The organism is Streptomyces xantholiticus (genome assembly GCF_014651015.1).
GTDB classification, from domain to species: domain Bacteria; phylum Actinomycetota; class Actinomycetes; order Streptomycetales; family Streptomycetaceae; genus Streptomyces; species Streptomyces xantholiticus.
Window position 1 is genome coordinate 1 of the sequence record NZ_BMWB01000041.1, and the last position, 26021, is coordinate 26021.

Below are 26021 nucleotides of genomic sequence, written 5' to 3' on the forward strand. Positions count from 1 at the left end.
CCTCCGTCCCCCGGTGACACGGCGCTACGCGAGCCGAGGCCACCTGTCGAGACCGCACGGCGAGCGCGGCCCGTGATGACCTCGCCAACCTCCCCGAGCAGCGGGTCCAGTACCGCACGGCAAGCGCCGGCCGGTACCACCCCGCCACCCCTGCAAGTGGTCGCGAGGCAGTGTCTGGTCCTGTACGGAGACGACCCGGCGGTCGTTTCCGAGGCCGTCCGGAGTGGAGTCGACGAAGAACTCGGTCTCGCTGGACCTCAGCGTGGTACGCGTCTCCACCCGCACGTCCCAGTCGTCCCGACAGAATCGCATGGCCCAGGTCGCTTCTCCGCTGACCGAAGTGAAGTCGTCGGCGACCGCGCTGTACTTCTCGTAAGCCCGTCGCAGGCCGACGTCGAGGCCGATGTCGTCGTAGGGCACCATGCCGCGATCCTTGACGATCCGGAGGCCGGAGTTGTAGCCGACTCGTTTGACCTCCCAGCGTTGTTCCGGAGGGGTCGACCGGGTGGTGGCTGGAGACTCAGGCGCCCGCTGCGCAGGCGGTCGGGGGCGCCTGCCCGTGCCCGTCCCGGCACGTCTGACGTGCGCGGAAGCGGGTATGCGAGCGGGCGACCACCCCAGCGAATCGAGGAGCCGATATGTCGTCAGCGACCACCGATGTCGTCGAGCTCATTCTGCGGGACCACCGCAGGATGGAGGAGCTCTTCCGCACCCTGCGCAGCACCGAAGCCGATCGCGCCGCCGCTCTGCGCGAGTTCTCCGCCCTTCTCGTGGCCCACTCGCAGGCCGAGGAGGACGAGGTCTATCCCGCACTGCGGCGCTACAAGAACGTGGACGGCGACGAAGTCGAACACGGCCTCCATGAGCACGCGGAGGCCAACGAGGCGTTGCTCGCACTGCTCGAGGTGAAGGACACCATGTCCGAGGAGTGGGAGGAGAAGCTCGAAGCGCTCGTCGCGGCGGTCAACCACCACGTGGACGAGGAGGAGCGGACGCTGCTCAACGACACGCGCGAGAACGTCGCCGAGGACCGCCGAGCCGAGCTCGGCAGGGCCTTCCGCGAGGCCCGTGCCAAGCACCTCGACGCCGGCTGCGGCCGCGTCGACCACGTACGCGAACTGGTTGCCTGACGCGCGGACCCCGGTGGCTCGTACCACCGGGCCCCGTCCGGTGAAAGCCGGCAGGCGGGGCATACGGCCTGCATGAGTGATCTTGTTGCAGCCGCCGAGGGCGGTGACCGCCGCATATGACCGTTCATTTCAGGAACCCCGGACGCGAGAAGCGGAAAGCGGCCTTCAGTATCCGGCAGTTGGTGCTCTTCTTCGGACTCGTCGCCATCATTCTGTGCGCCGTCGGGCTCACGCTGAAGCTCATCGTCAGGGCGGCCGAGGAGCGGCCCGCGGCGGCGGTCGCCGTCGGGGCCGTACTCGTCGTGGCAACGGCCGGGCTGGGCAGCGCCCGCCGTCGCCGCGCGGCCGGCCGGCTCGCCGACGGCCTCTCGGATCTCACGCACCACGCCGCCGGCACGAGCGCGGCGGAACAGGTGCGGACACCTGCCTCGGGGTCCGAAGGCGAGGAAGCGCCGGGGACGTTCGAGGCGGACGACCTTGCGGCCATGGACCCCGCCGGCTTCGAACAGGCCGTCGCCGCTCTGTGCGAACGCGACGGCTGCCGGGACGTCCAAGTCGTCGGAGGTGGGGGCGATCTCGGCGCCGACGTGATCGCCACCACACCCGACGGCAGGCGTGTCGTCATGCAGTGCAAGCGCTACGGCCCGATGAACAAGGTCGGATCCCAGGAAGTGCAGCGATTCGGCGGCACATGTTTCGCCGTGCATGAGGCGAGTGTGGCGGCCGTCGTGACCACTGGCGAGTTCACACAGCCGGCGGCCGAGTACGCCGAACAGTGCGGGATCCGATGCTTCGACCACCAGAGCCTCGTCGCCTGGACCGACGGCAGTGGGCCGGCCCCGTGGGAGGCAGAACCGCCTTCGACGTCCCCCGTCCCCGGCCCAGGACAAGGGGCCGAGGACGGTCCATGCGCCGTGGAGTAGCTCATCTGTTCGGCAGCGGCCGTCACACTCCGTTTGCGCGTCACGGAAGGTGAGCCGGACCCGGTCATGGGTTCTGGCTCACCTTCCGCCGGTTCTGCTTCACGGAGACCGGGATTCCGTACTCACCGGGTCCGGTACCGGAGCCGGCCCCGTGGCCGCCTCGCTGACGACTCCCATGCCGAGGAGAAGCGCGAGGACGGTGATCACGCCCACCGCCGCCCCGATCGAGCCCACCAGGTCCCCCCGGGTCGGCGTACCGGTATGAGTCCGCGCGGTGTGCTTGAAGACGGCGAACCCGACGACACAGCCGATGATGAGGATCAATGCTGCTTCAGGGGCAATCTGTAGGGTCATGGCGGGCCTTCTGGCTCGGGGGGACCCGCCCCGTCTCGACCCTGGCAAGTTCTGGCGGGCAGGTCCCTGTCTCGGGCCCTCGCGAAGGCTGAGGGCCTCCACCTTTCGCTGATGCGCCGAAAAGGGGGAGAGGCCAGCCTGCGTGATGCTCTGATTGTCCGTCTGAGACGTCACCCGTTATCCCAGGGCAAGTCGCACAAGGTCGAGGACAGGGCGCGGACATGAGGGACGAGATGTCGGAACGGAGGCCGGGCAGACGGCCGGGACCGCTGGATGGAGGCACTCCGGAAGCGGAGGAGCTGGCCGAGTGGATACGCAAGATCACTGCTGGGCTTACCGTCCGGGACCTGGCCGATCGATTCAGCTATGGCCGTAACCAGTGGAGCGAGTTCCGCAAAGGGCGCAAGCTGATCCCCAGCTGGCTGGTGAAGGACCTGGTCACGGCCCTGGTGTCGGGTCCGTCGGCACAGAAGCTTGCGTTGCTGCAGGGAAACGAGTTACTCGAGGCGGCCGAGAAGGCTGGCCTGCGCAGGCAGCTCGTCGATCAGCAGGCGCCCACTGGTGGCGCGGTGGAGCTGCAGATCCGGCTTGACGAGGCCCGCCAAGGACAGCTGCAAGCCCAGCAGACTCTGCTCGGCACCACCCAGCTGGTCTACCTGCTGCTGGACATGGTCAGGTCCCTGAGGCAGCGGTGCGCGCTCCTCGAAGAGGAGCGTGACGAGGCACGATCCCTCACTCAAACGACGGAGGTTTCGAGCATCCAACGAGAGCTCGACGACTCCAAGAGGATGCTGGTGGAGGCAGACCTCCGGCTGGCGCGGGCCCGCAGGGAACGCGAGGAGGCCGAAGAACTCCGCATAACGGCACAGCAGATCGCCGAGGAGCATCGCCGTGCGCTGGAGCAGCTGCAACGGCAACAAGAGGAAAGAGATGCTGATTTCCGGACCTCGGCTCCGGCCGAGGAAGCTGATGGAGCTGTGTCGAGGGACGAACCGGCAGCCGGCATGCCGAGACTGTGGGAGTACGACCAAGTGCTGGATGCTGCCGACAGGCAGCTTGATACGCACAGTGCGGACATGACCGCCTTGCGCGAGCAGATGGGTCTCGACACGGACCAGTCCGCCCTGCAGGCCCCTTCCGATGTGGTGGTGGGGGAGGTCGTTGTCCGCACCGAGAACGCGGACAACGCGACCACCCCCGCCAATGATGTCCAGCCTTCGCACGACAGCCGTCTGGTCATCGACAGTTCAGGACTGTCAGCCCGGCTCCTTCCCCGAAGGGGAGTAACCGGGGCTGATCGTCCAGAGGGGCCGTGGGACAGCGGTGAGCTATTGCCCGCCCAGGTGGCACAGGCGCATCTGGACCTCGGCGGGCTGCTGCTACCCAAGCTTGCCGGCATGAGGCTGACCGTGGCGAAGAGAGGAGATGCCATTGAGGCGGTGAACGTACTGCTGGCGCAGGCAACCATTGGACTGGCCGCCATGGCGGCAATTCAGCCCGTATGGGATGCCGTCCGAACGGAACTCACCGAAGGCATCGTGCAGGCGGGCGGTTCGGCGGCTGAGGTGGAGGGACCGCTGGGCTGGGAGTTGCGCGTGCGCGTGTCGGGCGATGCGCAGGACCCCGTGGCCACCCGGTTTGTCGGGGCCGACGGCCCGGGCTGGTTCCTGCGAGGAGCAATCACGGGAGAAGAACCGGACATCTACAGCCCGGTGATCGACCGATTCTTCCGGGACACCGTTGTAGTACGCGGCGACCGAGGACTGACCGACCGAGCCGCTATCCCTCTGACCCTCCCGTCCGACACGATTCTGGAGACTGCGTTCCTGGACAACGTTCTGTCCGCGGACAGCGCGGACAGCTCCGTGGCCGGCCCGACGTCCGCCGGCACCGGCGGTTCGGACGCTCCGGCGTCCGACCAACGGGTGCCCGCACTGGTGCCGGCACCCGAGACACACCGGACACCCACCCAAGCCGGGGCCGACGACGGACCGGTCCCGCCCGCCCCCGCCCCCGCCCCCGACACCAACAAAGCCGACTCCGCAGAACAGCCGACGGCCTCCGCATCCCCCTCGCACGGCCATCCCGCCGGGCCCCACGAGCAGGCGGCAACGCATGCCCAACCTGGTGCGTCATCTGTCGTCCCGGCCGGAGTTCCCATGCCGGATTGGCAGCCTGTCCCGGTCGGGCGATGGCGGCCCGAGACTGAACTCCCCTACCGGGGGCCTTGGACTCACGACGACCCGCTCCTCGCCCCACAGCGGGACCGCCTCGCCTTGCTGTGTACCACCTGGGGAGAATTCAGGAAGGAGCTCAAGGCAATCCGGCGCCGCCTGCGGGTGCCGTTCCACGTGCGGGCCGCCCAGCGCACCGTGGACTGGCTGCACCGCTCCACCGGCGACTCACGATGGCTGCTCATCGGCGAATCCGTCGAGACACTGCAGCACTACGACATTGGATACGCACCGTATGGGCTGGCCGACCCCCACACAGCCCTCGCCTATCCGCCTGAGTACGAACTGACATCGGACACCGTGATCGCCTACCGCCGGTCCGTTGCCCAGCTCCGCATCAACCTCAACAAGCTGGCCGCCCTGCACGCTGAGCGACAGAGGTAGGGCGTGCCGGCAAGAACCGTCGCCCACAGCATGCGGAGGCTGGGCGAGGCCCACCCCGACACCCTGGACTCCCGCCCACCTCACGCGACCACACCGCGGCTGCTTCTGCCGGCTGCTTCGAGTGTCAGCGCGGCTGCCAGGTACGGATCTCCAGATGGGTGATGTGGGCTCCTCATGGATGCGGCCGGCCTCCATGAGCCACTGATGCACCACCGCGGTGACGTCGCCGGCCGCGGCGTCGACGCGGCGTGCGAAGTCGGCGGCTTCGAAACCGTCGGTGATCGCGGAGCCGTAGGAGCGTTCCTCGGAGTGATCGGCGCGCCGCCGGCATGGCATCGGACACCGCTGCCAAGGAGAGCGGGCGTGGCCACTTCCACATAGCTCGGTGGGGAGCACCGGCGGGGAGCTCACCGTCCGGCTGTAACGCGCCGAAAGAATCAGTGCACCGCTGCGGGTCTCTCCAGCAGGGCTCAGAGCCGAGGCATGCCCGGACCGCCGTGGGCGGAAGCCCGTCGTCCCAGTCTCTTGGCCGGAGCAGGACGACGGGTCTCCCTCAGACGCAAAAGCGGCCCGCACCCGTCTGCGCCGCAAGGCCGGTTGTTCCGTGCCTGGCCTCGCGAAGTGTTCAACGATCCTGCCTCGGGAAGCGTTTAGGCGGATGTGTGTGAGCTTCTCCACGCAGGTGCGGATCTGGACGGCGAGTGTGACGGGCCGCACACTCCGAAGAGTCAGCATCAGCGGGGCTTTCCGCCACAGTCCTTGGCCGGAGCACGGTGAAAGGCCCTCTCAGACCGAGGAGTTGACCTTATGCACCGTGTCCTGTCCTTACTTGCTCGCCGTCCCGTGGTCTGGAGCCGGCAGCACCCCGGCCGTCCGCACCCCCAGCCCGCACCCGTGCGCGTGGTCGTCGTCATCCTCATCCTGACGGCGTCCTGCGTGTGCGCGGCCGTTGGAGGCCCCGCGCTCGCCAGTGGCCTCGCCGCCCTGGTCCAAGCGGGCGTAGCACTCTGGATGGTCCTGCGCACACCGGTTGCTGTCCCGGCGTCCGCACGCACGTGATGTCTCCGTCGTTCCAGCCGGCCCCCTCGTCGGGCGGGGGGCCGGCTGTCCAGGGAACGGAAGACGTCCGCCTGTGGCTGGAGCGCGCTCAGGCCGGCGACAGCGACGCCTTTGGACTGCTTTACGACACCTACTGCGACGCGGTCTACCGCTACGTCCACTACCGGGTCGGCGGCAGGGCCACGGCCGAGGATCTCACCAGTGACACCTTCGTCCGCGCCCTGCTGCGCCTGGACACTTTCACCTGGCAGGGCCGGGACTTCGGAGCATGGCTGGTGACCATCGCCCGCAACCTGATCGCAGATCACTTCGCCTCAAGCCGTTTCCGGCTGGAAGTGACCACCGGCGCCCTGGTGGATGCCAACGAGGTCGAGCGCAGCCCCGAGGACGCTGTGATCGAGGACCTCGGCAACAGCGCGCTGGCCGAAGCGCTCAAGCGGCTCCCCCACCGTATGCGCCATGCGACTTGGCTGTGGGCGCTCGGCACCCCTACTACCGACATCGCCCTCCATCTACGCATCGCGCCGAGCACCGTCCGCGTCCACCTCCACCAGGCACGGCAACGCCTCGCAGCCGACCCGGGTCTCCGTGACCTGATACCACGGCGCGCAAGCGGGAAGTCGGTCAAGCGAAAGGTATAACCGGGGTAGTTGGAGTTACTGCCGGGCTGCGGAGAGCCGGCCGTCGAAGGTGATGTCGAACGCGTTCGCGCTCTTCCGGCGGCTGGTCCAGAGGGCTTGTCCCTGGCCGGTGGGGTCGAGCAACATGGTTGCCATCGAGATGCACTTCAGGGCGACTGCTCGTACGGGAAGTGGCCTCGCGACCGCGCGGCGGATGCGTCGTGACGGCCAGTGCCACCTAGGGCGTGTATCGAAAATGCTCGTCGTACGGTGGACAATCCTCACCAGTCGCCGTCATCCACCTGGGGAAACGACGTCTTCCAGTGTCTGGGGCATTGGGTAGGTGCGCTCCGCAGGAAACAGCCGCTGAGCCTTGGTTGCACGCCCGGTCTGTATCAGTGTCGAGGCTTTGCGGACTTGGGGGGTGAGGTCGGTGAGACTGACGATCCAGTCGTCGGTGAACGTGCGGATCAGGTGCCGACCGATGCCGACCTGGATGCTGTAATGGTTTAGTGCCGCTCCGCGCGGCGAGCGCTCCGGGTCCCACTGGACATGTACGGCTGCCTGGGCCACCGCCGCCGGGTCGGCGGTCGTCAGCACGGCCTGGGAGAGGGCCTCCTCCCAGCCCTCCCGAGTAATCCGCACCGCGAGAACACGTTCCTGGCCGGGCTTGCGGGCCCAGTTGCTGCGGTGCATCAGCCACATGAACGACGGCTTGATCCACGTCATTCGGTGGAACGAGAACGGCGCAACGAAGCGGCCCGCCCTCAGTGCCGCGTCAGCGATGGCAGGCGAGTACGCCTGATAGACCACGATCGTGCGAGCGTCGTAGTCGGCACGAATCTGATACTGGGGCGTCATGCGCCGCACCCTGCCATCTGGCCCGCTGGCGCGGCGAGCCGATTTTGCCGTACCGCCCCCCGGGGCCGGTTCGAATGAGCTGCTCAAAGCCACTCGTTGATGGCCGCGACGAGGACGGTCGCCTCGTAGCGAACCGCGGGCTTGTCGTAGCGCGTGGCCACGGCCCGGTGCCTCTTGAGGCGGTTGATGCCGCACTCGACCGCGTGCCGAGCCTTGTAATCCTGCGGGTCGAACTTCGGCGGTCGGCCGCCGCGCGAGCCGCATTTCTTGCGGTTTCCGGCCTGGTCGGCCTTGTCCGGGATGGTGCAGTGGATCCCGCGCCGCCGCAGGTAGGCGCGGTCGCGACGGGATGCGTACGCCTTGTCGGCCCGCACCCGGTCTGGTCCGGTGCGTGGCCTGCCCGGCCCAAGACGCGGAACACGAACCTTGTTCAGGACAGCCTCGAACTGCGGAGAATCGCCCCGCTGCCCGGCCGTGATCACGATGGACATGGGCTTCTGGCCCTGTTCGACGGCCAAGTGCAGCTTGGTGGTCAGGCCCCCGCGCGAGCGGCCGAGTCCGTGGTCGTCCGGCTCGACGGTGACGCCGCCCGGCGGTTCCTTCTGCAGCTCCCCCTTTTCCTTGCCCCGGCGGCGTGCTGGTGGGCCCGGCACACCGAGGAGTCGACGTTGAGGTCCCAGGTGATCAGTTCTTTCGCGTCGGCCTGGGCCTGGAGCGCGGTGAAGATCTGATGCCAGGTGCCGTCCCGCTGCCACCGGCGGAACAGGTCGTACACCCGGCCCACGGCCCGTACTCGCAGGGAGGTCCCGCCATGGGATGCCGGTGCGGACCCGGAACCGTATGCCGTCGACCAGTTGCCGCCTGGCCCACGTCGGCGGCCGTCCGGGGCTTCTTGCCCTTCGGCAACAACGGCTCCAGCACCGCCCACTGCGTGCCCGTCAGGTCTCCACGTGCCACGAATCAAGATCATCTCACGCTCAAGATCCACCTTCGATACACGCTCTGGATGGGCGGTTGGCCACAGCGCCGTCGCGGAGCTTCACGTGGACGGCGTCGACGACGATCACGGGGTAGACGGTCTCGCCTGCCGCATCGTGATTGTCATGGCCGAGGTCGTCGGTGAGCTTGCTCTCAAGGGCGGGACTGCAGCGGCCGCTTGGTCAGCTGCTGCAGCAGCCCGCCTCCGCCGGTCAGTTGCAGACCTCGGCCTGAGACCTGCCCACCAGCTCGTCGATCAGCTGGTCATCCACGGACTTGGTGGACTGCAGGTCAGTCGGCTCGACGCTCTCGGGATCGGTCACGTTGTTGCTGGCCATCGGTGCATCTTCCCAGTCAGGGAGCCACGATCGATTGTCAGTGGTGGGTGAGACGCTGGGAGCATCGAGTCGGAAAGAGGGGGAGCTGTCATGTCCGGAAACCAGAACTACATCAATCACGTTGCTCTTGTGCTGGATGCCAGTTCGTCCATGTCGCGCCTGAGCGGCAAGGTCGTCGAAGTCGCCGACCAGCAGATTGCATATCTTGCCCGCCGATCGAGGGAACTGGACCAGGAAACCCGCGTCACGGTGTACGTCTTCGCAGACAAGGTGGAGTGCGTCATCTACGACAAGGACGTGCTGCGGATGCCGTCGCTGAAGCAGCTGTATCGGGTCGGTGGAATGACGGCTCTGCTGGCGGCCGCACTGAAGTCGCAGCGGGAGCTGGCGCAGACAGCCCAACTGTACGGCGACCACAGCTTCCTGACGTTCGTACTCACCGACGGGCAGGAGAACGCAAGTCATCGCTGCCCCGATGCCCCTACCAGGGATCCGCGTGAACTGGTTGAGGCTGTGGCCGAGATGATCGAGGCACAGGAGGACAACTGGACGCTGGCCGTCCTTGTGCCGGACCAGATGGGCAAGCGCGAGGCCATGCAGTGCGGTTTCCCGAAGGACAACATCGCCATCTGGGACGCAACGAGCACACAGGGTCTGGAGGAGGCCGGACAGGTCATCCAGCAGGCCACCGAGAAGTTCATGGTGGGCCGCGCCCAGGGCATCCGGGGGTCGCGGGCGGTGTTCTCCACGGGCGCGGAGGCGGTCAACAAGGACACCATCAAGGCAGCCGGCCTCACCCCGGTGAATCCGTCCGAGTACCAGCTGATCCCGGTGGCTCGCGCAGCGGCGATCCGGGACTGGATCATCGAATGCGGACACACCTACCGAACCGGTGGTGCGTTCTACCAGCTGAGTAAGTCGGAGAAGATCCAGGCGCGGAAGCAGATTGCGGTGCTGGAGAAGAAGACGGACCGCGTGTACACGGGGCCGGAGGCCCGAGCCCTGCTCGGCCTGCCGGACGTGGAAGTCCGCATCAAGCCGGACCACAACGACGACTTCACGATCTTCGTGCAGAGCACCAGCGTGAACCGGAAGCTCGTACCGAACACGCGGCTGCTACTCATGAACTGACGCCTTGGAGCCCCGCCGGCTCCCGGAGGCTTCGCCATCCCGGCACCCCACCAGCAACAGAATCGGCGGCTACGCGTGCTGGGGGATGACGGTGGCCGGCGGGACGGCATACGTTATCGCGGACGGCGAATCTTCAGTTCGTCCGTCGATGCATGCGCTGGATGCCGCCATCGGGACCGAGCCCTGCCCGACGCGTAGCGTGCCCGACGCCCATACGCCGCGCTCGGCGCCCGCCGGGTAGCCGAATGCCCGAAACGTGTGCCCCCACACGCCGGTCCCGTCGACCAGCGGCGCCGGCCGGGCGCCCTCGACTGCCGCGTCGAGCCGCAGCAGTGCGACGTCCGCCCCGCCGCGCCGCCAGGACACCGCTGTCGCCCGTGCGCGGGGGCGGCCGTCCAGCAAGCAGCTGCTTGCTGGACGGCCGAGGTCCTCACGCTCTGTCGTCCACCACGGCCGCGGACGGTTCTTCGCTGCAGCCGTGTGCGCGTCGGGCCTTGTCCCGCCGTGTGCCGGCCTCAGGTGCCGGCTGGCGCGGGTGGGTGGCGTACCCGACCCGCCCACTGCAGAGATCGCACTGCGGCCCCTCCGTGCCTGCAGCGAACGCACCCGAACATCCTGGACATCTGCCCATGTATTCTGGACGCCTGTCGATAAAGTCGAAATGGAGACACCGATGGAGACGACTGCGAATGTGCTGGTCGGCCTGGTGGCCGCGTTGCACGCCTACATCCTGGTTCTGGAGATGTTCCTCTGGGAGAAGAAGCCGGGCCGCAAGCTCTCCGGCTTTGATGAGGCCACGGCCCGCGCCACCGCGCCGCTGGCCGCGAACCAGGGCCTCTACAACGGATTCCTGGCGGCCGGGCTGGTCTGGGGTCTGATCGCCGGGAATCCGACCGGGTTCCGGGTCCAGGTCTTCTTCCTCGCCTGTGTGCTCGTTGCCGGGCTGTACGGCGGCCTCACCACCAACCGGCGCATCCTCGTGGCCCAGGCGCTGCCCGCGGCTCTGGCGCTCGCTGCCGTCCTGGGGACCCGGTGACCGCCGGGCAGGGAGATCCCCGTACGGCCCGGACCCGGGCCAAGCTCCGCCAGGCCCTGCTGGAGGAGTGCGCACTGCGCCCGCTGGCAGAGGTCAGCGTCGCTGCCCTGGTACGCCGGGCCGGGGTCGGCCGCGCCACCTTCTACCTCCACTACACCGACCTGGAGGCGCTCGCCGTCGACGCCTGCGCCGACATCGTCCGTGACGCCGTGGACGCCCTGCACGCCTGGCGCGGCACACCTGACCCTGCCACCCCGCCACCCGCCCTGCTCACCTTCTTCGATGGGCTCGCCCCGCACGTCGGCCTCTACCGGGAACTCCTGCGTCCGGGCGGCGGCGGCCCGCTCGGCCTGGTACTCCACCAGGATCTGCGCGCCCGCAGCCACACCGAACGCACGCTGGCCGGCGCGCCGGAGCCCGACCTGGTCGCCTCGGCCGTGGCCGCGACCTTCGCCGGGGTGCTCGCCGACTGGCTGCACGGCCTCATCCAGGCCACCCCTGCCGACATTGCGCAGCAGGTCTGGTACCTGCTCGTCACCCTGCACCGCACCCCGCTGCCCTACTGACTTCGGCTCGTCAAGGGGAACCTTCGCGGAGTCCCTGATGAGCTTGGGGCTGTGGCTGTATCCCGTGCTGTGTGAGGTATGCGGATAGGGTCGCTTGACCGGGTGCAGGCGGCTGCTCGCCCCCGGGGGATCCGTGCGGCTCGGGTTCAGGCAGGGATCCGTACGGCGAGGAGCGCGACGTCGTCCTCGTTCCGCGGAGGGCGGGCCCTCTCGAGCAGATGGTCGGTGAACGGCTCCAGAGGGCGGTGGGCCAGGGATGCGGCGTGCCGGCGGAGCCGGTCCAGGCCCTCGTCCAGGGAACGGCCTGGCGCCTCGATCAGACCGTCGGTGTACAGCACGAGCGTCGAACCGGGCGGCAGCGTCACGGTCGCGTCGACACGGCCCTTCGGGGCTTCATGGGCCTCGATTCCCAGGAGGATGCCGTGGCCGTCGGTGAGGAAGCGGGCCACGCCGTCGTGCGAGACCAGCAGGGGCGGCGGGTGGCCGGCGTTGGTCCAGGTCATCTCGTACCGCCCGTCCTCGGCCATGGTCGTCCTGGCGTAGATCAGGGTGGCCATGGAGGCCTCCGCGATGTGCAGGGACGCGTGGTCGAGCCACTCGACGATCTTGCTCGGTGGTTCGTGCTGCGCCCAGGCGTAGGCGCGGAGCATGTTGCGCAGCTGCGCCATGCCGGCGGCGGCGTCCAGGTCGTGGCCGACGACGTCACCGATGGCCAGGGCCGTCGCGCCGTCGCTCAGGGCGAAGGCGTCGTACCAGTCGCCGCCGACCTGCGAGGCGTTGGGTGCGGGCAGGTAGCGGGCGGTCATCTCCAGCCCCGGCACGCTCGGCAGCTGGGGCAGCAGATGACGCTGCATCGTCTCGGCGACCTTCCGCTGCCGCTGGTAGAGGCGGGCGTTGGCCAGGGCCAGGCCGGCTCGGCGCGCGATGTCCTCGAGCAGCGCGATGTCGGCCGCGGTGAACGGCTCCGGCCGCTCGGATCGGCCCAGGGTGATGGCTCCCACGATCTCCCGTACGCCGCGGATCGGGGCGATGGCCGCAGAGTGCATGCCGGTCACGCTGAACAGGCGGCGCTGCTCCACCGCGATGCCCGAGTCCGGCGGGCCCTGGTACGTCTCCGGCCCGGCCAGCGCGGACGACACGCCCCGCAGGGCCCGGGAGAGAGGCATCGGGGAATCCTCCGGTACCGGCGGCATCGGCCCCTGGAGGTCCTCCCTGTTCACCAGGGTCCCGTTCTGCGCGTGCACGACTGCGGGGCGCCACACTTCGTCGCGCTCGGTGATCAGGTCGATGACGGCCCAGTCCGCGAGGCGGGGCAGCACCAGGTTCACCAGTCTGCGCAGAGCCTCGTCGACGTCCAGGGTGGAGGTCAGTGTCGTGGTCGTCTCCGCCAGCAGGGCCAGCCGCTCGAGTTCCGAGAGCGACGCGGCGGGCCGGTCGGGAAGTTCGGCGGGCGGACAGGGAGCATCGCGAGGATGGAAGATCACGAGGGTGACCGTGTTCCGGTCGACGATGTCGCAGGGTGTGACCAGCCACGACACCGGCAGGACCGAGCCGTCACCACGCTCGACCCACTCGTCCGCCCCTTGTGCCGTGCGCCCGGCGAAGATGGCATGCCGCACCGGGCACTGGGCTCTCGCAATGGGCTCTCCGTGGCGGTTGCGGTGCAGTACGTCGTGCGCGTCCCGGCCGACGAGCTCTGCCACGGGCCGGGCCAGGAGCTCTTCGGCGCGGGCATTGACCGCGATGATGCACCCCTCGTCGTCCGTCAGGTAGGCGCCGGCATGCAGGGCACCCAACGCCCCGGTGAGCGCCTCCACAGATATGTCCGGAGATCGTTCGCCGACCGTTTCCGCGGTCTTGGGGTCCGTCATGTGGTTGCCTCCCCTGGCCGAAGTGCCCATTTTGCCGTCCACCGTCCGTCCCTGCCATCTCTCCACATGCCCCGACGGGAGCATGCGATGCTCACAAGCTCCCCCGGGCCGCAGGCCTCGCCCCCGTGTTCGACGCGGGAGCCCGGACAAGGCGTACGTCCGGACTCGTCTGCCAGGCGGCCCGCTCGTGGTCCGCCCCGCTCCGATACGCAGGAGGCAGCCAGCCCCTATGCCGACCCGTGCGGCGATGCGCTGTCCGCCGCGGCAGCACACGGGACAACAGAAAGCACCGCGTGTTGCAGGCGCCGTGGCAACTGACGCCCGCCACCGACGACCGGGCCCCGGCGGAGCAGTGGCTGACCGAGTGGGGCGGCCGTGGTGTGGAAGGCGTCGCGCCCAAGGGTCGGACCGGCCGCATCGGCCGGGCCGTCGCGGTCGGCGGAAGATCCGCTCCCCCGATACGGCCGAAACGATCGTCGCCGCGGTCACCGGACCGGTCCCCCACCCCCAACACGCTTCTGCTCGGCCGCTGCACCACCGCGGGCCGGCTGCGGCCGTCGCCGGGCACCACGCCGCTCCGGCTCGCCCACCGTCGCGAGTCGGCGCACTCCTTGCCCCGGCGGCGCCGGGACATCCGTGGTGGAGCATTCGGCACGCTGACGCGCCAACCCGGTCCCGGGGGACACAGGTCAGGTGGGGCTGCCTCGATGCTCACTTGGCCAGGTGCGGGTGGTGCGGGCCTGTGTGAGGCTGGCCGCGGAATCACGTCGTCAGTGGCGAGGGAGTGGGTCGTGAACCAGCTGGGAGACAAGCCGGAAGAGGTCCGCAAGCGGCTCGAGGAGGAGAGAAGCCAGAAGGGGCCGAGCCGGCCCGGCGGGGAGGAAACCGGAGACGCCGCGCAACGGACCAAGGAGTCCGGTGAGCCGGACGTCTCCGACGAGGAACCACCGGAGAACGAGGACCAGAACCCCTTGTGACCAGGGTCCAGCCCATGCCAGGCGATACGCCGCAGGCAGGAAGCAGGAACAGCCCGGCCGACATTCGGAGCGCCGTCACCGGCGCGCCGCGGGCCTCGAGTACACGGCGCGGCCCACCCGTCGGAGGTGTTCATCAGGGCTCGCTTCTGATGTGGAAGGAGAACACGGCCCGCCCCCGTGAGTGCGTGGCGGCGGGCTGGGCACCAAGCGTGATGCCCGGCATGCCCATATATGTCGCGCGGCAGCCCTGTGCGGACCACACTGGTCAGCAGCGCCCGTGGCTGGGCGAACCCTCACGCCGGAAGGACATCGCCCATGCGCGCGGACGCCCACCCCGGCCCCCTGCGTGTGCTCGTCTTCGGCGCCGCTCTGCGGGCTGAGTCCACCAACGCCCGCCTCGCCTCACTCGTGGCCCGCATGATCGCCGACACCGGCGTCACCGCCGACCTCGCCGCCATGCGCGACTTCGACATGCCCCCGTACGACGGCGATGCAGAGGCCTCCGAGGGGCTGCCGGAGGGCGCTCTCGCGCTGCGCGACCGGCTCGAGCATTGCGACGCTTTCGTGATCTCCTCCCCCGAGTACAACGCCTCCATGCCCGGGGTCCTGAAGAACATGATCGACTGGGTCTCCCGCGTCCAACCCCAGCCGTTCAAGACCAAGCACGCGCTGCTCGTCTCCGCATCCCCGTCCATGGTCGGCGGCAACCGCGGGCTATGGGCACTGAGGGTTCCCCTGGAACACCTCGGCACCCGCGTCTATCCGGACATGTTCAGCCTTGCCAAGGCTCACCAGGGTTTCACCGAGGACGGCATGCTCACCGACTCCGGCCTGCAGGAGCGCCTCGCCGAGACGGTCGCGGCCTTCCTCCGCCTGGTCGAAGCCGATGTTCGGTACGTCTGCCTACAGCGCCGGTGGTACGAGTTCCGAGGAGACCGCACCGAGGCACCGGTCACCCAACGGGCGGAGGACTAGCGCCCGGTGGCGCGGCGCCGGGCGACAGTCTCGAATTCCGTGCTGCTTGAACGAGATGTCGAGACACTTTACGTCCGCGAATTCCACTCAGCTCACGGGTTTCGACAGCACCGACGCTCGGCGGCACCTGATCGGTCTTCAGGCAGACCGAAGCGCGTTCCCGTCGGCTGCGGTGAGCCGGTCAGCCAGTGCCGCGGGAACGGGCCAGAGCCAGCCCACCGAGGGCCGTGCCGATAAGCCCCACCAGCTCCCGCCCAGTAGGGCTTTGTCAGGTTGTGTCGTAGGGCTGGGTCTCGGCAGGTTCCTTGTACCAGAGTCTGTTCCCAGGGCGGTCGCCGGCGCGCAGCCGGTCGATGCGCCCTCCAGGGGCTCGAGCAGCTGGGGCAGTTCATGCGCGCTGCGTGTGAGGCCGCTGAAGATCCGATACGCCTCCAGCGGCTCATCGACCATCCGCTGTCCACCTGGACCATACGTGTGCGGCACGCCAGTGCTGCGTGAGGTGGTGTTGGGTGATAGGAGGGTGTGCTGCCAACTTCTTTGTGTCATCTGCCAGTACGGCGGCCGGACAGGGCGGAGGAGACTTTCTGCCACGACCGCGACCCGCCGAGCCTCTGAATCCGCAGGGCCGGCGGGGCCACGTACAGGACGAAGCACAGGAGGGGCGGCACGTGAGCGTGCAGCAGCGATCAGGCAGCGGCGGTGGCGCGGTCACGTCGCCGAGTGGGTACATCACGCGCGCGCAAGCGCCAGCCCTGACGACGCGGCGCGAAACCGGTCTGGCGCCTCCCGACCTGGCTGCGCCACATGAACGCCCGCCCCGGCCGTCCACCGAAGCAGGCCTGACACCCCTCAAGTACCAGCCGGGGCTATGTGCCCAACCTGCAGTCCCTGTTCGGCCGAACCGAGATCGCGCCGCGTGTGACGCACTTGCCTGAAGAACCAGCGGCAGGTGACTCCCGAAGCCGTCGACGACGGCTTCCGTCTCGCGTGCACAGCCAACCGGGCCCGGGTCGGGCAGCCGGCGCAGACCGGCCGGGCGGCCGTCGTCCAATGGCGCCGCCGCCACGACGACTTCCCCTCCCCCGTCGGCGGCAGCACCGAGAGCCCGGTGTTCTCCGCGCGGCCGTCGGAACTGGCTCCGCGCCCGCGGCCGGCTCCTCCACTTCACCGTCCCCAAGGCTCCGTCCAGTTGCTGTGGAGAACGCTGCTGAACACAGCAGCCCCTTCCGAAGTGCCGGAAGGTGCCCGCGAGGCCATGGCGGCAGCCATAGGGGGGTGACCCGGATACTTCGTCGTATCCGGGTCACGCCCCCACTACGTTGCTCAGGCGCCCGGCGACGGCCATGCCACCGTCGTCTCCGCGGGCCGCCCGTAGTCCACACCGTCGACATCCCACCCGTACAGCTCGCGGATCTGCCCCATGAACCAGTCCGCGCCGCCCTGCGCCTGCTCCAGTCCGGCCTCCGGATCCGCCCAAAGCGCCCGCACCCGGTCCTGGACCTCGTCGTCGAGCTCCCAGCCGTCCAGCCGGATCCGGCCCTGCTCGTCGAGGACCAGCGGTGCTGCACCGGTCAGCTGCTCCCACAGCTCACCGGCCTGCTCGGCCGTCGTACGGAACCGGTCTCCGAGGACGGTCCGCAGGAACGCCGTGTACAGCGCGATCGACGGGATCGCGCTCGACGCCTGCGTGACGGCCGCGCCCGCGACCGCGGTGAACGCCCGGCCCGTATCTCCCAGCTCGGCGTCCAGGTGCCCGGCGGTCCGCTCCAGGTGCTCCTTCGCCGCACCGATGGTGCCCTGCCGGTAGATCGGCGCCGTCAGCTCCGAGCCGATGTACGTGAGCGCCACGGTCGTGAACCCTTCGGCCAGCAGGCCGCGCCCGGCCAGAGCCTTGACCCACAGGCTCCAGTCCGCGCCGCCCATCACCTGCTCCGTCGCGTGCCGCTCCTCGTCGCCGGCCGGCTCGAGGAACACCTGTCCGACCTTCGGGGCGTCACCGGAGAAGTCCAGCGCCGGAGCCTCGTACGGGGCGCCGAGCGGCTTGATCACCGAGTGGTGGACCGTGCCGGTCGCCGGGTCGGTGCGGCGTGGAGCCGCCAGGCTGTAGATCAGGTAGTCGACCTTGCCGTACCGCTCCTCCACCAGGGCCAGCACCTGCTCCTTGCCCGCCTCGGAGAACGCGTCGGTGTTGACGAACACGAAGTCGCGGCCGGCGTGCCGGGCCAGGGCGTCGGCGGCCGCGGTGCGGTACCAGCCCGCCGTGGCCGTGCGCCGCTCGGTCTCCGCGCCCTCGTAGGCGACACCCACACCCCGGATGCCGTGCCGGCGCAGCCCGGTCAGCAGCGTGGCCAGTCCGTACCCGGCGCTGTGGCCGAGGAGCAGCACCACCGGGCTGCTGCCGTCGGTGCGGGCCGGGATCTGTTCCCACATCCGGTGCACGGTCTCAGCGGCGCCGTCCGGATGGGAGTTGACGATCAGGAATCCGCGCTGCTTCGGGTCGATCTGGCGAAGGCTCACCGTGTGTCCATTCCGCTCGGTACGAGCCGGGCGAGGAGTGTGCGCAAGTCCGCGACTGCCTTCAGGCGGCCGGTGTCCTCGTCCGGGATGACGACGGTCAGGCGCTGTTCCAGATCGGTCACCAGCTCGGCCAGGGCCAGGCTGTCGATATTGAGGTCCTGCTCCGAATGCCCGTCTTGGCGGATCTTATCCACCCCGCGGACCGCGGCACGCGTCAGCGCTGCACGCAGAAGATGTTCGGTCGTTGTCACCTTCGGCATTGACGAACTCCCGTCTCAGTGGGCGGTCGGCTCGGCGGGACGCAGACGTGACATGAGTGCGCCCGGCCCGGTGATCGGCAGCGGCCGGGTCGCCGGCAGGGCGTCGACTTCGCGGCACTTGTCGCTCGGCAGGACGCATGAGGTGCAGAACCGGCCGCACGTCCTCTCCATGGTGAACTTCTCAGGGACCGAGCCGTGCAGGCCCTTGAGGTCGCCGCTCTCCGCGATGCGCCTCGGGTACGAGTCGTCGTTCGCACGCTCCACGAGCGTGCGCATCCCGTCGACGAAGACGTTCCCGAAGCCGAGCGAGGCGACAGGCCGCCTTGCGTTCCCTCGGATGTGCCGAGGACCTGCTGGGCAAGGCGGACCCGGAGATGCCCCGACCACCGTGGATCGCGTTCCACGGACCCGCCGAGCTGTATGTGCTGGGTGCCATCGTGCGCCATCGGCTCGGGAACGCCGCAGAGGCGGAAGCCGCCTCCCACCGCGCCCTGGCCGTCCTACCGGATCAGTTCCGCTGCAACAGGGCACCGGCCACCGCACCACTCGCACTCGCACTCGCACTCGCACAGTTGCACCAAGGCGACTCGGGATCAAGCGTGCGACACAGCAGCCAAGGTGTTCGACATGATGACCTGCGCTCCGCTGCCCGGCCGAATGAGGTCGCTGATCGGCGACTTCCACCGCGACCTGCCCACTCGCGCGCCGGATGCTGCCGCAGCGCGAGAGTGGGGTGACCTGCCGCCGTGAAGGGGTCCGCAGGACCGTGCCCGGCCGGCTTGGCCGTGGGGGACGGGGAGGGCAGTGAGAGACGGGGGCGGCAGCGCGGGCAGTAGCCTATTGATCATGTCCACGCCTCCTCCCTTTCCTCCGCAGCAGCCGTATCCGCCTGGTCCCCCGCCGTCGCCGTACGGGCCGCAGCAGGGCCCGCACCTGCCAGGGCAAGCGCCCTATCCGGTCATGACAGGTGTGTGGGTGCCGCCCCGGCCTGCGCCGGGGAGAAAGCGGGCCGGACTCATCGCCGGCATCGTTGCCGGGTCGCTCGTGGCCGTCGGGGCTGTGGGGTACGGGCTGGTCCAGTTCATCGGCCCGGTCAAGCTTCCGGACGGCAACTGGCCGCAGGCGACACATCAGCTCGCCTCGCCGGACACCGTACTGGAGGGTTCCTACCACCTCGCCGAGGACGCCTCGGACACGGAGGGGAAGCAGATCCGCCAGGGCATCAACGACCGCCGGGTCCGCGACAAGGGCATGACGATCGCCTCCTACACCAGCGAGGACGGCGAGAAGGCGCTGCAGTTCAACGGGTTGTACGGGAAGATCCTGGAACCCGACTCGGTGCGCGCCGAGGTCCTCACGGCACTGGAGGAGCCGTCGGAAGGCGACACGTTCTACCTTCCGCCGGTCGACTTCCATCCGGCCGGACACGATGTGACGGTGCGGTGCGCGGTCCGGGACATGGCACAGAACAAGCCGGTCACCCAGGTCGGTTGTGCGTGGGCGGATCCGAACACCACCGCCGTGGTGCTGTTCACCAGCACCACGCTCGACGGGCAGAAGCCTGAGCGGGTCGCCCTGGCCCCTTACGCCGACCTGACCGCCCAGCTCCGCGAGGACGTGCGTCAGCCTCTCGACTGACGCAGCTCCGGGCGTGGGGCTGGAGCCGGCGCTGTACGAGCGCGCCCTCCACCTCGCCCGTGACATCGCCTCGGACGGTGAGGGCGCCTCCAAGCTCCTCCAGGTCCGCGTGACCGGGGCTCGGGACGACGCCCAGGCGAAGCGTCCCGGCAGGAGTGTCGTCAATTCCCCCTCGTCAGGGCGGCGGTCCACGGCGCCGACCCGACAGTCGGCGAGCCGTTCGATGCTCGGTGGCGGTCGTCGGATGCGCGCCGACGAACGGCCTTCGGCGGCACGGTGCCGGCTCGGCCGCGTCAAGGTGGCGGCAGAGCTGCGGCACGAACCTCCGGACGGATGGGGGGACCTCACACGTCTCCTGTCCGCCGTCTCCCCACCAGCATGCGCGCCGAGAGGTCATGATGGCCGGATGGGAGAAGGGAACGCGATGCCGACCCTCGTGGGAGCGCTCGTCGGCGTTCTGACCACCGGGCTCGTAGGGTGGTTCGGGCCCTTACGGCTCCAGCGGCGACAGGCCGAGAGCACTGCCGGACTGCAGGAACAGCTGCGCCTGCACGAGCTGCGACTGGAGGAGACACGAACACGCAACGCCCTGGAGCTGCAACGCCTGCAGAACGCGCATGAACGGGAGTTGGAGGCGGTGCGGGCCGCACAGGCACGGGTCGATCGGATCGTGTGCCTGCGCCTGGTGGGCAGCGCCTGGATGCAGGCGATCCTGACCACGCTGGACCGCCTGGAGGCGGGGGAGCAGAAGGAACCGGGAGCGTTCGACGAAGAGTTCGTCACGTTGCGGCGGGAGGCGGACGAGGCTGCGGCGCGACTGATGCTGGACGGGGTGTGGGTGTCGTCGGCCGATGACGAGCACGGGATGACGGCCCCGCTGTTCGCGGCGATGGCCCGCGCGACCGAGGCGCTGCGCGCGGTGGTGGTCGCGGCGGCCCGCACCGGTGTTGTGGCCGATCCGGTCCCGGCTGAGGTGCGGGAGGCGGTACGCGGGGCCGAAGTCGCCAGGGAACGCTTTCGCACGACACTGTTCGAACTGCTGGCGGCCGAGGGGGCGCTGCGCAGGGTGTGATGCGCGGCGGCTGCCCCGGATCAGGGGCAGATCTTCCGGTAGCGAACGTTCGGGATGTGCGTGTCCCACTCCTGCGGGCTCAACGAACGGCCCGCCTCTGCGCACACGGCCGTTGCGATGGCCTCCGGTGCGAAGGCGTAGCTCTCCAGCAGCGGCGTCGAATCGTCGCCAGTGATTCCGCTGTCGGAGGCAGTCATGAGTCGTCCCGTGCGGGCGGCGAAGGCGAGGCCGGACACCCGGGTGCTCTGGAGGATCGCATCGCCGGTTCTGCGCAGGGTGGAGGTGTCCCAGAGTTCCGCCGGTCCGCCCTGCACGGAGGCTGTGACCAGCGTGCGACCGTCTGCCGACAGGGCGATCTCCCTCGGCGCGGCCGGGCCATGGCGTCCGAGCGGGACCTCGGGGTCAGGTGTGACGGCGCCGATCGACCGGCCCCGCTCGAGGTCCCACAGATACACTGTCCCGCCCGCTTCCGCGGCCGCCAGGACGCGCCCGTTGTTGCTGACGGCGGCCCGTTCGATGGTCTCGCCGAAGGGTTTGCGCACGGCGCCCGTCCGTGTGTCGACGATCTCGCCCGCGTTGGTGACGACGATGACGCCCTCGGGTGTGAACGCGAGGGGCACGCCGTGGACCTTCGGGATCGAGCGGCTCACGCGGCCGTCGGACACGGTCCACAGCAGCAGGGATTCACGCTCATGGGTGGCGACGCGCTTGCCGTCGGGTGCGAGTACGACACCTGAGGTGACGGCGTGCCAGCCATTGCGGTTCGACCCGATGTCGACGGGGCGCAATTCCGCCACGATTCGGTGCCGTTCGGTGTCCCAGACGGTGGCTGTGCCCTCGCCGGCCACGATCAGGGTACGGCCGTCACGGCTCAGCGATACCCCTGATGGCAAGGTGCCCTTGTTTGTGGGGAAAGGCTTTCCCACGACTCGGCCGTTGGCGGTGTCACGTAGTTCCACGAAAGGGTGCGGCCTGCTGTTTCCGGTCTCCCGGATCACCGCCAGCCGGGTCCCGTCCCCGCTGAACACCGCGCCCCGGTGCGGTCCGCCGCCGTACTGCTCGGCCGGTGGGCGCCATGCGACGGTGCGGATCACCATCTGGCCGCTGGTGAGAGGACCCCTGGTGAGATAGCGCAGGGTGCGTGAGTCCGGTCCGAAATTGAGAACCGGGACGCTGTCGACCTTCGGCAGCGCGTACTGGGCCACGGTGGCATCGCCGGCGATGTGATGGACCGTGATGGTGCTCCGTTCGGCGATGCCGAGCAGTCGACTGTCCGGGCTGAAGGCGAATGACGCCCGCCCGGCGGCCCGCGGGCTCAGATCCGTGTGGTACGAGAGAGCAATGGGGGGTCCCGCCGCGCCCGTACGTGCATCCCAGAGCCGGATGTTCCCGGTGCCGTTGGCGACGCCTCGTTCGTCCTGTGTCACCTCGACGGCCGTGGCCAGCACTCGACTGTCGGGGCTGAACCCCATGCGGCAATCTTCCACGATCGCGCCACGCAGCAACGGCTGTGCGACGCGTCGTCCGGTCCGGGCGTCCCACAGTTTCACCGCCTCACGCCACACGCAGACCGCGAGCCGGCTGCCGTCGGGGCTGAGGGCCATTCCCGGTGCCTGGCCGGTGACGGGCACCGTGGCGGTCCTGCGTCCCGTCGCAGTGTCCCAGACATGCAGTTCGTCGCCCTCCTGAACGACAAGCGTGCCGCTGTCGGAGGTCACCGCCACGGGATGGCTCGCCGGCGTGCCGTACGTCCGTTTGGCGAACGACGGTGACGGTGGCCGCCAGAGCCTTACTCCGGAGGCGGTCGGCACGGCGAGCACTGATCCGTCCGCACTCATGACAGGAGACGCTGTTTCGAGGCGCCCCCCTGTGAACGAGAGCGTGCCCCTGGAGCGACCGGTGGCGGCGTCCCGTACTGTGATGCGGGCTCTGCCCACCTCCACATCGGCGATCGTGCCCCCGTCGTGCGACCACATCAAACCCGCGGCGGAGGACACGAGAAGCTCGTCCCGCTCCTGCTGGGTGGCCGCCGCCAGGAGACCGGACCGGGCCTCATCGAGGGGCGCGATCCGCCAAGCCGCCACGTTGAGCAACATCGCGGTCATGGGGTCGAAGCGGCGCAGGGCATCGGCACGTGACGCGGCACGGCGGGCCGCTGACTCGGTCCGTTCCCGTTCCAAACGTGTCCGGCGTTCCTCGCTCAGGGCGTTGAGGTTCCAGGCGACGGTGGCGCTGACCACGGCGAGGAAGGCCAGCACCAGAGCGGTGGCGGTGAGCCGTCGGCGCTGGGCCCGCCGTCGACGACGTACCCGCTGAGCCGTCGCCAGATACGCCTGTTCCAAGGAGCTGAGGCGCAGATGGGCAGGGGCCGTCGTCGACCACTCGACGGTCCGGTCGAGCTCCGTGCCCTGCGCGAGCGCATCGTCCTTGCGCGCATGAGCCTGCCAGTATCGGGCGCCTTCACCCAAGCGGCGGTGGATGCGCAGCCCTTCGCGGTCATCTGCGATCCAGGACCGCAGCCTCGGCCAGGCTACGACCAGTGCGGAGCTACGGGCGCCCACTGTGCTCACCTCGCCGTCGGCGCCGGTGAGCAGTCCCGCTGCCGTGAACGCGGTGAGCGCACCGCGTACCGATGCCGCGCGGCCCGGTGCGTCGTCGTCCGACAACTCCTCGAGAGCGACACTGCGGACGGTGTCGCGCGCGCCGGCGGGGTCGTCCCCGGGGACGACCATACGGAGGAACACCTCCCGCGCGGCGTCCTGTTCAGCGGCGCTCAGGCCGGTGAAGGCGTGCTCGGCGACGTCGCCGAGGGGCAGCAGCGGGCCGGGCAGGCCGGGTGGTGGACGTAAGAGCCGGGCCTGTCGCGTGCCCTCCGCCACGGCCCACTCCCCGTCCTGGCCCGAAGGTTGTCCCGGACGGGACGTCAGCGCGTACAGCAGGCCCATCGCGCCCGGCCTGCGTGCCGGGTCCTCGTCCAGGGCGGAACCCACCAGGGAACGCAGCGGCTCGCTGAGCATCGACCGGTCGTGCCGACCGCCGCGTACGCGGGAGGCGATCTGCCCCAGGTGTTCCCCGCCGAACGGGTCACGGCCAGTGGCGGCGAACAGCACGACGGCGCCCCAGGCGAAAACGTCCGCGGCGGGACCGGCGGGGCGGCCGTCGAACACCTCGGGAGCCGTGTAGGCGGGGGTCCCCGCAATCCCGGCCGGCTGCGTTGCGGTGAGGTCCATCAGCCGTGCGACACCGAAGTCGATGACGACGGGCCCGCTGCAGCCCAGCAGGACGTTGTCCGGTTTCAGGTCCCTGTGCACCACCTGTGCGTCGTGTATCCCGCACAGTGCGACGGCAATGGCGAGAGCCAGCCGGTGCAGGTCGTCGCCCCGGTACGAGCCGTGCTCGCGCACTGCTTCCCGGACGTTGGGGCCGTCGATGAACTCGCTCACCACATGAGGGAGGGGCCCGTCGACCACGGCCTCGATCAACCGTGCGGTGCAGGCGGTGGAGACCCTCCGGGCCGCCGCGACCTCGTTGGACAACCGCCGCGCCACCTCTGAGTCCTCCGCTCCCGTGGCGTGCAGGAGCTTCAACGCGACACGGCTGCCTTCGGGATCGTACGCCTCGTACACCGTGCCCTGGCCCCCGGTGCCCACCGGGCGATCCAGCCGATAACGTCCTACGCACCTCGGTCGTAGGGACGCCGCGTCCTCAGTGTGCACCCCCGCTGCTGCCGACATCAGTGCAGCGGGCTGTGATCTCGGCCGAGGGGCCGACCGGTCCGTGCCCGGTGTCCTACTTCCGCTGCCTGCGGCTGGTCCCGGCTCATCGTGTTGCATCGCCCCATCATCCACGCGTCGGATCCACCGATTTTCATCAACTGAACAAACGACGTGAGGCAGTTCTGCCTTCATCGACAACGCGTCGGGGGCTCGGCGCCCACCGGCACGACGCGGGCGGCACGTGGACAGTCCTGCAACGTGCCGACCAAGGTCCTGGCTATCGCGCTCGCGTTCCTGTTCGGCTATTCCTTCACCCTGTTCGCGGTCCGACGGGCCGGCCTGGACCTCAAGACGCGATCAAGGTCGCACTCGCCACCGACACCGGCTCCATCGCGCTGATGGAGCCGGACGACAACGTCATGTCACCGCGGCGGCTGCACTAGGAGGCGCGGGGCTTGCGCCGGGCGGTGGTCTTCTTGGCAGCCGTTTTCTTGGCAGCCGTCTTCTTGGCCACGGTCTTCTTCGCGGGCGTCTTCTTGGCGGTCTTCTTCGGCTTGGGCATCTCGTGCACGGTGGCGTGCTCGTCCTCGCCGCGGGACTCACGCGCCTGCGCGACAGAGGCGTTGAGGGCGGCCATCAGGTCGACGATCTGCCCGCCCTTCTCCGGGGCTTCCGGGGCGGGGGCCGGCTGCTTGCCTTCCGCCTTGGCGGCGATGACCTCCTCGAGGGCCTCCCGGTAGTGGTCGGTGTAGTGGGAGATGTCCTCCTCCCCCATGGCATCCATCAGCGCGAGGGCACCATCGACCTCCGAATCGTCGATCTCCACCGGCGGTGGCGCCAGCGACTGCGGGGACCTGATCTCGTCCGGCCAGTGCATCGAGTGAAGGACCAGGGCGTCCTCCTTGACGCGCAGGAGCCCGAGACGCTCGCGGCCGCGGAGCGCGAACTTCGCCACAGCGACCTTCGACGACCGCTGCAGGGCCTGCCTCAGCAGTTTGTAGGGCTTGACCGCGACCTGGCCGTCGCCCTCCAGGTAATAGGAATCGCCGATCCGTACCGGGTCGATCGACTCCGCCGGCACGAACGCGACGATCTCGATCGCCTTCGCCGTCGGCAGCGGCATGTCCGCAAGGTCCTCGTCCGTGATCGCGACCAGCGTGTCCTTGGCGACCTCGTACCCCTTGACGATCTCGTCGTCGGTCAGCTGCTTCCCGTCCAACTCGCACACCTTGCGGTACCGGATCCGGCCGCCGTCCTCCAGGTGCACCTGCCGGAAGGAGATGCTGTGGTTCTCCGTGGCGGGAACGACCTTGATCGGGATCGTGACCAGCCCGAACGAGATGGCGCCGCTCCAGATGGGACGGGGCATGACGAGACCTCC

General features: G+C 69.3%; 21 protein-coding genes and 5 pseudogenes. 14 read left to right on the forward strand and 12 right to left on the reverse strand.

Translation table 11 applies throughout. The annotated features are described in order from the left end of the window. Nucleotides 1–223: 223 nt before the first annotated feature. The 3 genes from IE198_RS33305 (at nt 224) to IE198_RS33315 (ending at nt 2053) form a co-directional block, all read left to right on the forward strand. Entirely contained in the window at nt 224–376 is a 153-nt protein-coding gene (locus IE198_RS33305; protein WP_189893505.1) for a hypothetical protein, read from the forward strand. Between the two features lie 262 nt (nt 377–638). Beyond that, on the forward strand, nt 639–1130 hold the full coding sequence (locus IE198_RS33310; RefSeq protein ID WP_189893507.1) for a hemerythrin domain-containing protein: 492 nt from the start codon (nt 639–641) through the stop codon (nt 1128–1130). 116 nt (nt 1131–1246) lie between these two features. Continuing rightward, nucleotides 1247–2053, forward strand: a complete 807-nt coding sequence (locus IE198_RS33315; RefSeq protein ID WP_189893509.1) for a restriction endonuclease — start codon at nt 1247–1249, stop codon at nt 2051–2053. A 99-nt stretch (nt 2054–2152) separates the two neighbouring features. Here IE198_RS33315 and IE198_RS33320 read toward each other — a convergent pair whose 3' ends face one another. Continuing rightward, nucleotides 2153–2407, reverse strand: a complete 255-nt coding sequence (locus IE198_RS33320; RefSeq protein WP_189893511.1) for a hypothetical protein — start codon at nt 2405–2407, stop codon at nt 2153–2155. A 221-nt stretch (nt 2408–2628) separates the two neighbouring features. Between IE198_RS33320 and IE198_RS33325 the strand changes: the two genes are divergently transcribed. After that, entirely contained in the window at nt 2629–5025 is a 2397-nt protein-coding gene (locus tag IE198_RS33325) for a DUF3710 domain-containing protein (protein WP_189893513.1), read from the forward strand. A 938-nt stretch (nt 5026–5963) separates the two neighbouring features. Beyond that, complete coding sequence (locus IE198_RS33330; protein ID WP_373300051.1) at nt 5964–6725, forward strand: sigma-70 family RNA polymerase sigma factor; 762 nt, start codon at nt 5964–5966, stop codon at nt 6723–6725. 15 nt (nt 6726–6740) lie between these two features. Here IE198_RS33330 and IE198_RS36980 read toward each other — a convergent pair. The 4 genes and pseudogenes from IE198_RS36980 to IE198_RS36985 all read right to left on the reverse strand — a co-directional run. Continuing rightward, nucleotides 6741–6916 (reverse strand): annotated as a pseudogene (locus IE198_RS36980) (IS256 family transposase); the annotation flags it as partial. An 82-nt stretch (nt 6917–6998) separates the two neighbouring features. Beyond that, nucleotides 6999–7565: a DUF4291 domain-containing protein gene (locus tag IE198_RS33340; protein WP_189893517.1), complete on the reverse strand. Its 567-nt coding sequence runs from the start codon at nt 7563–7565 to the stop codon at nt 6999–7001. Between the two features lie 83 nt (nt 7566–7648). After that, nucleotides 7649–8522, reverse strand: a pseudogene (locus IE198_RS33345) (IS5 family transposase). A 122-nt stretch (nt 8523–8644) separates the two neighbouring features. Next, nucleotides 8645–8881 (reverse strand): annotated as a pseudogene (locus tag IE198_RS36985) (IS256 family transposase); the annotation flags it as partial. Between the two features lie 90 nt (nt 8882–8971). Between IE198_RS36985 and IE198_RS33355 the strand changes: the two are divergent. Then, the gene (locus IE198_RS33355) at nt 8972–10012 is read left to right on the forward strand and encodes a vWA domain-containing protein (protein ID WP_189893519.1); all 1041 of its coding nucleotides are present in this window, start codon (nt 8972–8974) and stop codon (nt 10010–10012) included. Between the two features lie 69 nt (nt 10013–10081). Here IE198_RS33355 and IE198_RS33360 read toward each other — a convergent pair whose 3' ends face one another. Then, nucleotides 10082–10414, reverse strand: coding sequence for a S1 family serine peptidase (locus IE198_RS33360; RefSeq protein WP_189893521.1), 333 nt, complete (start codon nt 10412–10414; stop codon nt 10082–10084). 271 nt (nt 10415–10685) lie between these two features. On the opposite strand from IE198_RS33360, the gene IE198_RS33365 reads away from it, so the two are divergent. Further along, complete coding sequence (locus IE198_RS33365) at nt 10686–11048, forward strand: DUF1304 domain-containing protein (RefSeq protein ID WP_189893523.1); 363 nt, start codon at nt 10686–10688, stop codon at nt 11046–11048. Further along, nucleotides 11045–11614 (forward strand): TetR/AcrR family transcriptional regulator, encoded by a 570-nt coding sequence (locus IE198_RS33370; RefSeq protein ID WP_189893525.1) that lies wholly within the window; start codon nt 11045–11047, stop codon nt 11612–11614. Before IE198_RS33365 ends, IE198_RS33370 begins: the two co-directional genes overlap by 4 nt. A gap of 146 nt (nt 11615–11760) precedes the next feature. Here the strand turns inward: IE198_RS33370 and IE198_RS33375 are convergent, their stop codons facing one another. Beyond that, the gene (locus IE198_RS33375; RefSeq protein ID WP_189893527.1) at nt 11761–13485 is read right to left on the reverse strand and encodes a SpoIIE family protein phosphatase; all 1725 of its coding nucleotides are present in this window, start codon (nt 13483–13485) and stop codon (nt 11761–11763) included. 791 nt (nt 13486–14276) lie between these two features. On the opposite strand from IE198_RS33375, the gene IE198_RS33380 reads away from it, so the two are divergent. Next, nucleotides 14277–14462, forward strand: a complete 186-nt coding sequence (locus tag IE198_RS33380; protein ID WP_189893529.1) for a hypothetical protein — start codon at nt 14277–14279, stop codon at nt 14460–14462. A 315-nt stretch (nt 14463–14777) separates the two neighbouring features. Beyond that, nucleotides 14778–15437 (forward strand): NADPH-dependent FMN reductase, encoded by a 660-nt coding sequence (locus IE198_RS33385; RefSeq protein ID WP_189893531.1) that lies wholly within the window; start codon nt 14778–14780, stop codon nt 15435–15437. 1323 nt (nt 15438–16760) lie between these two features. On the opposite strand, the gene IE198_RS33390 is transcribed toward IE198_RS33385, so the two are convergent. From IE198_RS33390 to IE198_RS33400, 3 genes are read right to left on the reverse strand one after another with little or no spacing between them, the layout of a single operon-like run. Then, nucleotides 16761–17954: an enoyl-[acyl-carrier-protein] reductase FabV gene (locus IE198_RS33390; protein ID WP_189893533.1), complete on the reverse strand. Its 1194-nt coding sequence runs from the start codon at nt 17952–17954 to the stop codon at nt 16761–16763. Continuing rightward, a complete protein-coding gene (locus IE198_RS33395) occupies nt 17951–18214 on the reverse strand; it encodes an acyl carrier protein (protein WP_189893535.1) in 264 nt (87 codons plus the stop codon). Before IE198_RS33395 ends, IE198_RS33390 begins: the two co-directional genes overlap by 4 nt. Before the next feature lie 15 nt (nt 18215–18229). Then, nucleotides 18230–18490, reverse strand: coding sequence for a hypothetical protein (locus IE198_RS33400; protein ID WP_189893537.1), 261 nt, complete (start codon nt 18488–18490; stop codon nt 18230–18232). A 684-nt stretch (nt 18491–19174) separates the two neighbouring features. On the opposite strand from IE198_RS33400, the gene IE198_RS33405 reads away from it, so the two are divergent. From IE198_RS33405 to IE198_RS33415, 3 genes and pseudogenes are all read left to right on the forward strand, one after another. Further along, on the forward strand, nt 19175–19852 hold the full coding sequence (locus tag IE198_RS33405) for a hypothetical protein (RefSeq protein WP_189893540.1): 678 nt from the start codon (nt 19175–19177) through the stop codon (nt 19850–19852). 22 nt (nt 19853–19874) lie between these two features. Beyond that, nucleotides 19875–20098: pseudogene (locus tag IE198_RS35955) on the forward strand (bifunctional ornithine acetyltransferase/N-acetylglutamate synthase); the annotation flags it as partial. A 178-nt stretch (nt 20099–20276) separates the two neighbouring features. Next, nucleotides 20277–20924: a hypothetical protein gene (locus IE198_RS33415; RefSeq protein ID WP_229834778.1), complete on the forward strand. Its 648-nt coding sequence runs from the start codon at nt 20277–20279 to the stop codon at nt 20922–20924. Between the two features lie 20 nt (nt 20925–20944). On the opposite strand, the gene IE198_RS33420 is transcribed toward IE198_RS33415, so the two are convergent. Beyond that, nucleotides 20945–24832, reverse strand: a complete 3888-nt coding sequence (locus tag IE198_RS33420; protein WP_308426903.1) for a WD40 repeat domain-containing serine/threonine protein kinase — start codon at nt 24830–24832, stop codon at nt 20945–20947. 63 nt (nt 24833–24895) lie between these two features. On the opposite strand from IE198_RS33420, the pseudogene IE198_RS35960 reads away from it, so the two are divergent. Further along, nucleotides 24896–25056 (forward strand): annotated as a pseudogene (locus tag IE198_RS35960) (DUF4396 domain-containing protein); the annotation flags it as partial. A 23-nt stretch (nt 25057–25079) separates the two neighbouring features. Here the strand turns inward: IE198_RS35960 and ku are convergent. Continuing rightward, nucleotides 25080–26009, reverse strand: coding sequence for a non-homologous end joining protein Ku (ku, locus tag IE198_RS33425; protein WP_189893554.1), 930 nt, complete (start codon nt 26007–26009; stop codon nt 25080–25082). Between the last annotated feature and the right edge of the window lie 12 nt (nt 26010–26021).

Coding starts and splice junctions, on each gene's coding strand:
- IE198_RS33310 (WP_189893507.1), top strand. CDS start 639: ATGTCGTCAGCGACCACCGATGTCGTCGAGCTCATTCTGCGGGACCAC.
- IE198_RS33315 (WP_189893509.1), top strand. CDS start 1,247: ATGACCGTTCATTTCAGGAACCCCGGACGCGAGAAGCGGAAAGCGGCC.
- IE198_RS33320 (WP_189893511.1), bottom strand. CDS start 2,407: ATGACCCTACAGATTGCCCCTGAAGCAGCATTGATCCTCATCATCGGC.
- IE198_RS33325 (WP_189893513.1), top strand. CDS start 2,629: ATGAGGGACGAGATGTCGGAACGGAGGCCGGGCAGACGGCCGGGACCG.
- IE198_RS33340 (WP_189893517.1), bottom strand. CDS start 7,565: ATGACGCCCCAGTATCAGATTCGTGCCGACTACGACGCTCGCACGATC.
- IE198_RS33355 (WP_189893519.1), top strand. CDS start 8,972: ATGTCCGGAAACCAGAACTACATCAATCACGTTGCTCTTGTGCTGGAT.
- IE198_RS33365 (WP_189893523.1), top strand. CDS start 10,686: ATGGAGACGACTGCGAATGTGCTGGTCGGCCTGGTGGCCGCGTTGCAC.
- IE198_RS33375 (WP_189893527.1), bottom strand. CDS start 13,485: ATGACGGACCCCAAGACCGCGGAAACGGTCGGCGAACGATCTCCGGAC.
- IE198_RS33385 (WP_189893531.1), top strand. CDS start 14,778: ATGCGCGCGGACGCCCACCCCGGCCCCCTGCGTGTGCTCGTCTTCGGC.
- IE198_RS33395 (WP_189893535.1), bottom strand. CDS start 18,214: ATGCCGAAGGTGACAACGACCGAACATCTTCTGCGTGCAGCGCTGACG.
- IE198_RS33400 (WP_189893537.1), bottom strand. CDS start 18,490: ATGCGCACGCTCGTGGAGCGTGCGAACGACGACTCGTACCCGAGGCGC.
- IE198_RS33405 (WP_189893540.1), top strand. CDS start 19,175: ATGACAGGTGTGTGGGTGCCGCCCCGGCCTGCGCCGGGGAGAAAGCGG.
- IE198_RS33415 (WP_229834778.1), top strand. CDS start 20,277: ATGCCGACCCTCGTGGGAGCGCTCGTCGGCGTTCTGACCACCGGGCTC.
- IE198_RS33420 (WP_308426903.1), bottom strand. CDS start 24,832: ATGAAGGCAGAACTGCCTCACGTCGTTTGTTCAGTTGATGAAAATCGG.
- ku (WP_189893554.1), bottom strand. CDS start 26,009: ATGCCCCGTCCCATCTGGAGCGGCGCCATCTCGTTCGGGCTGGTCACG.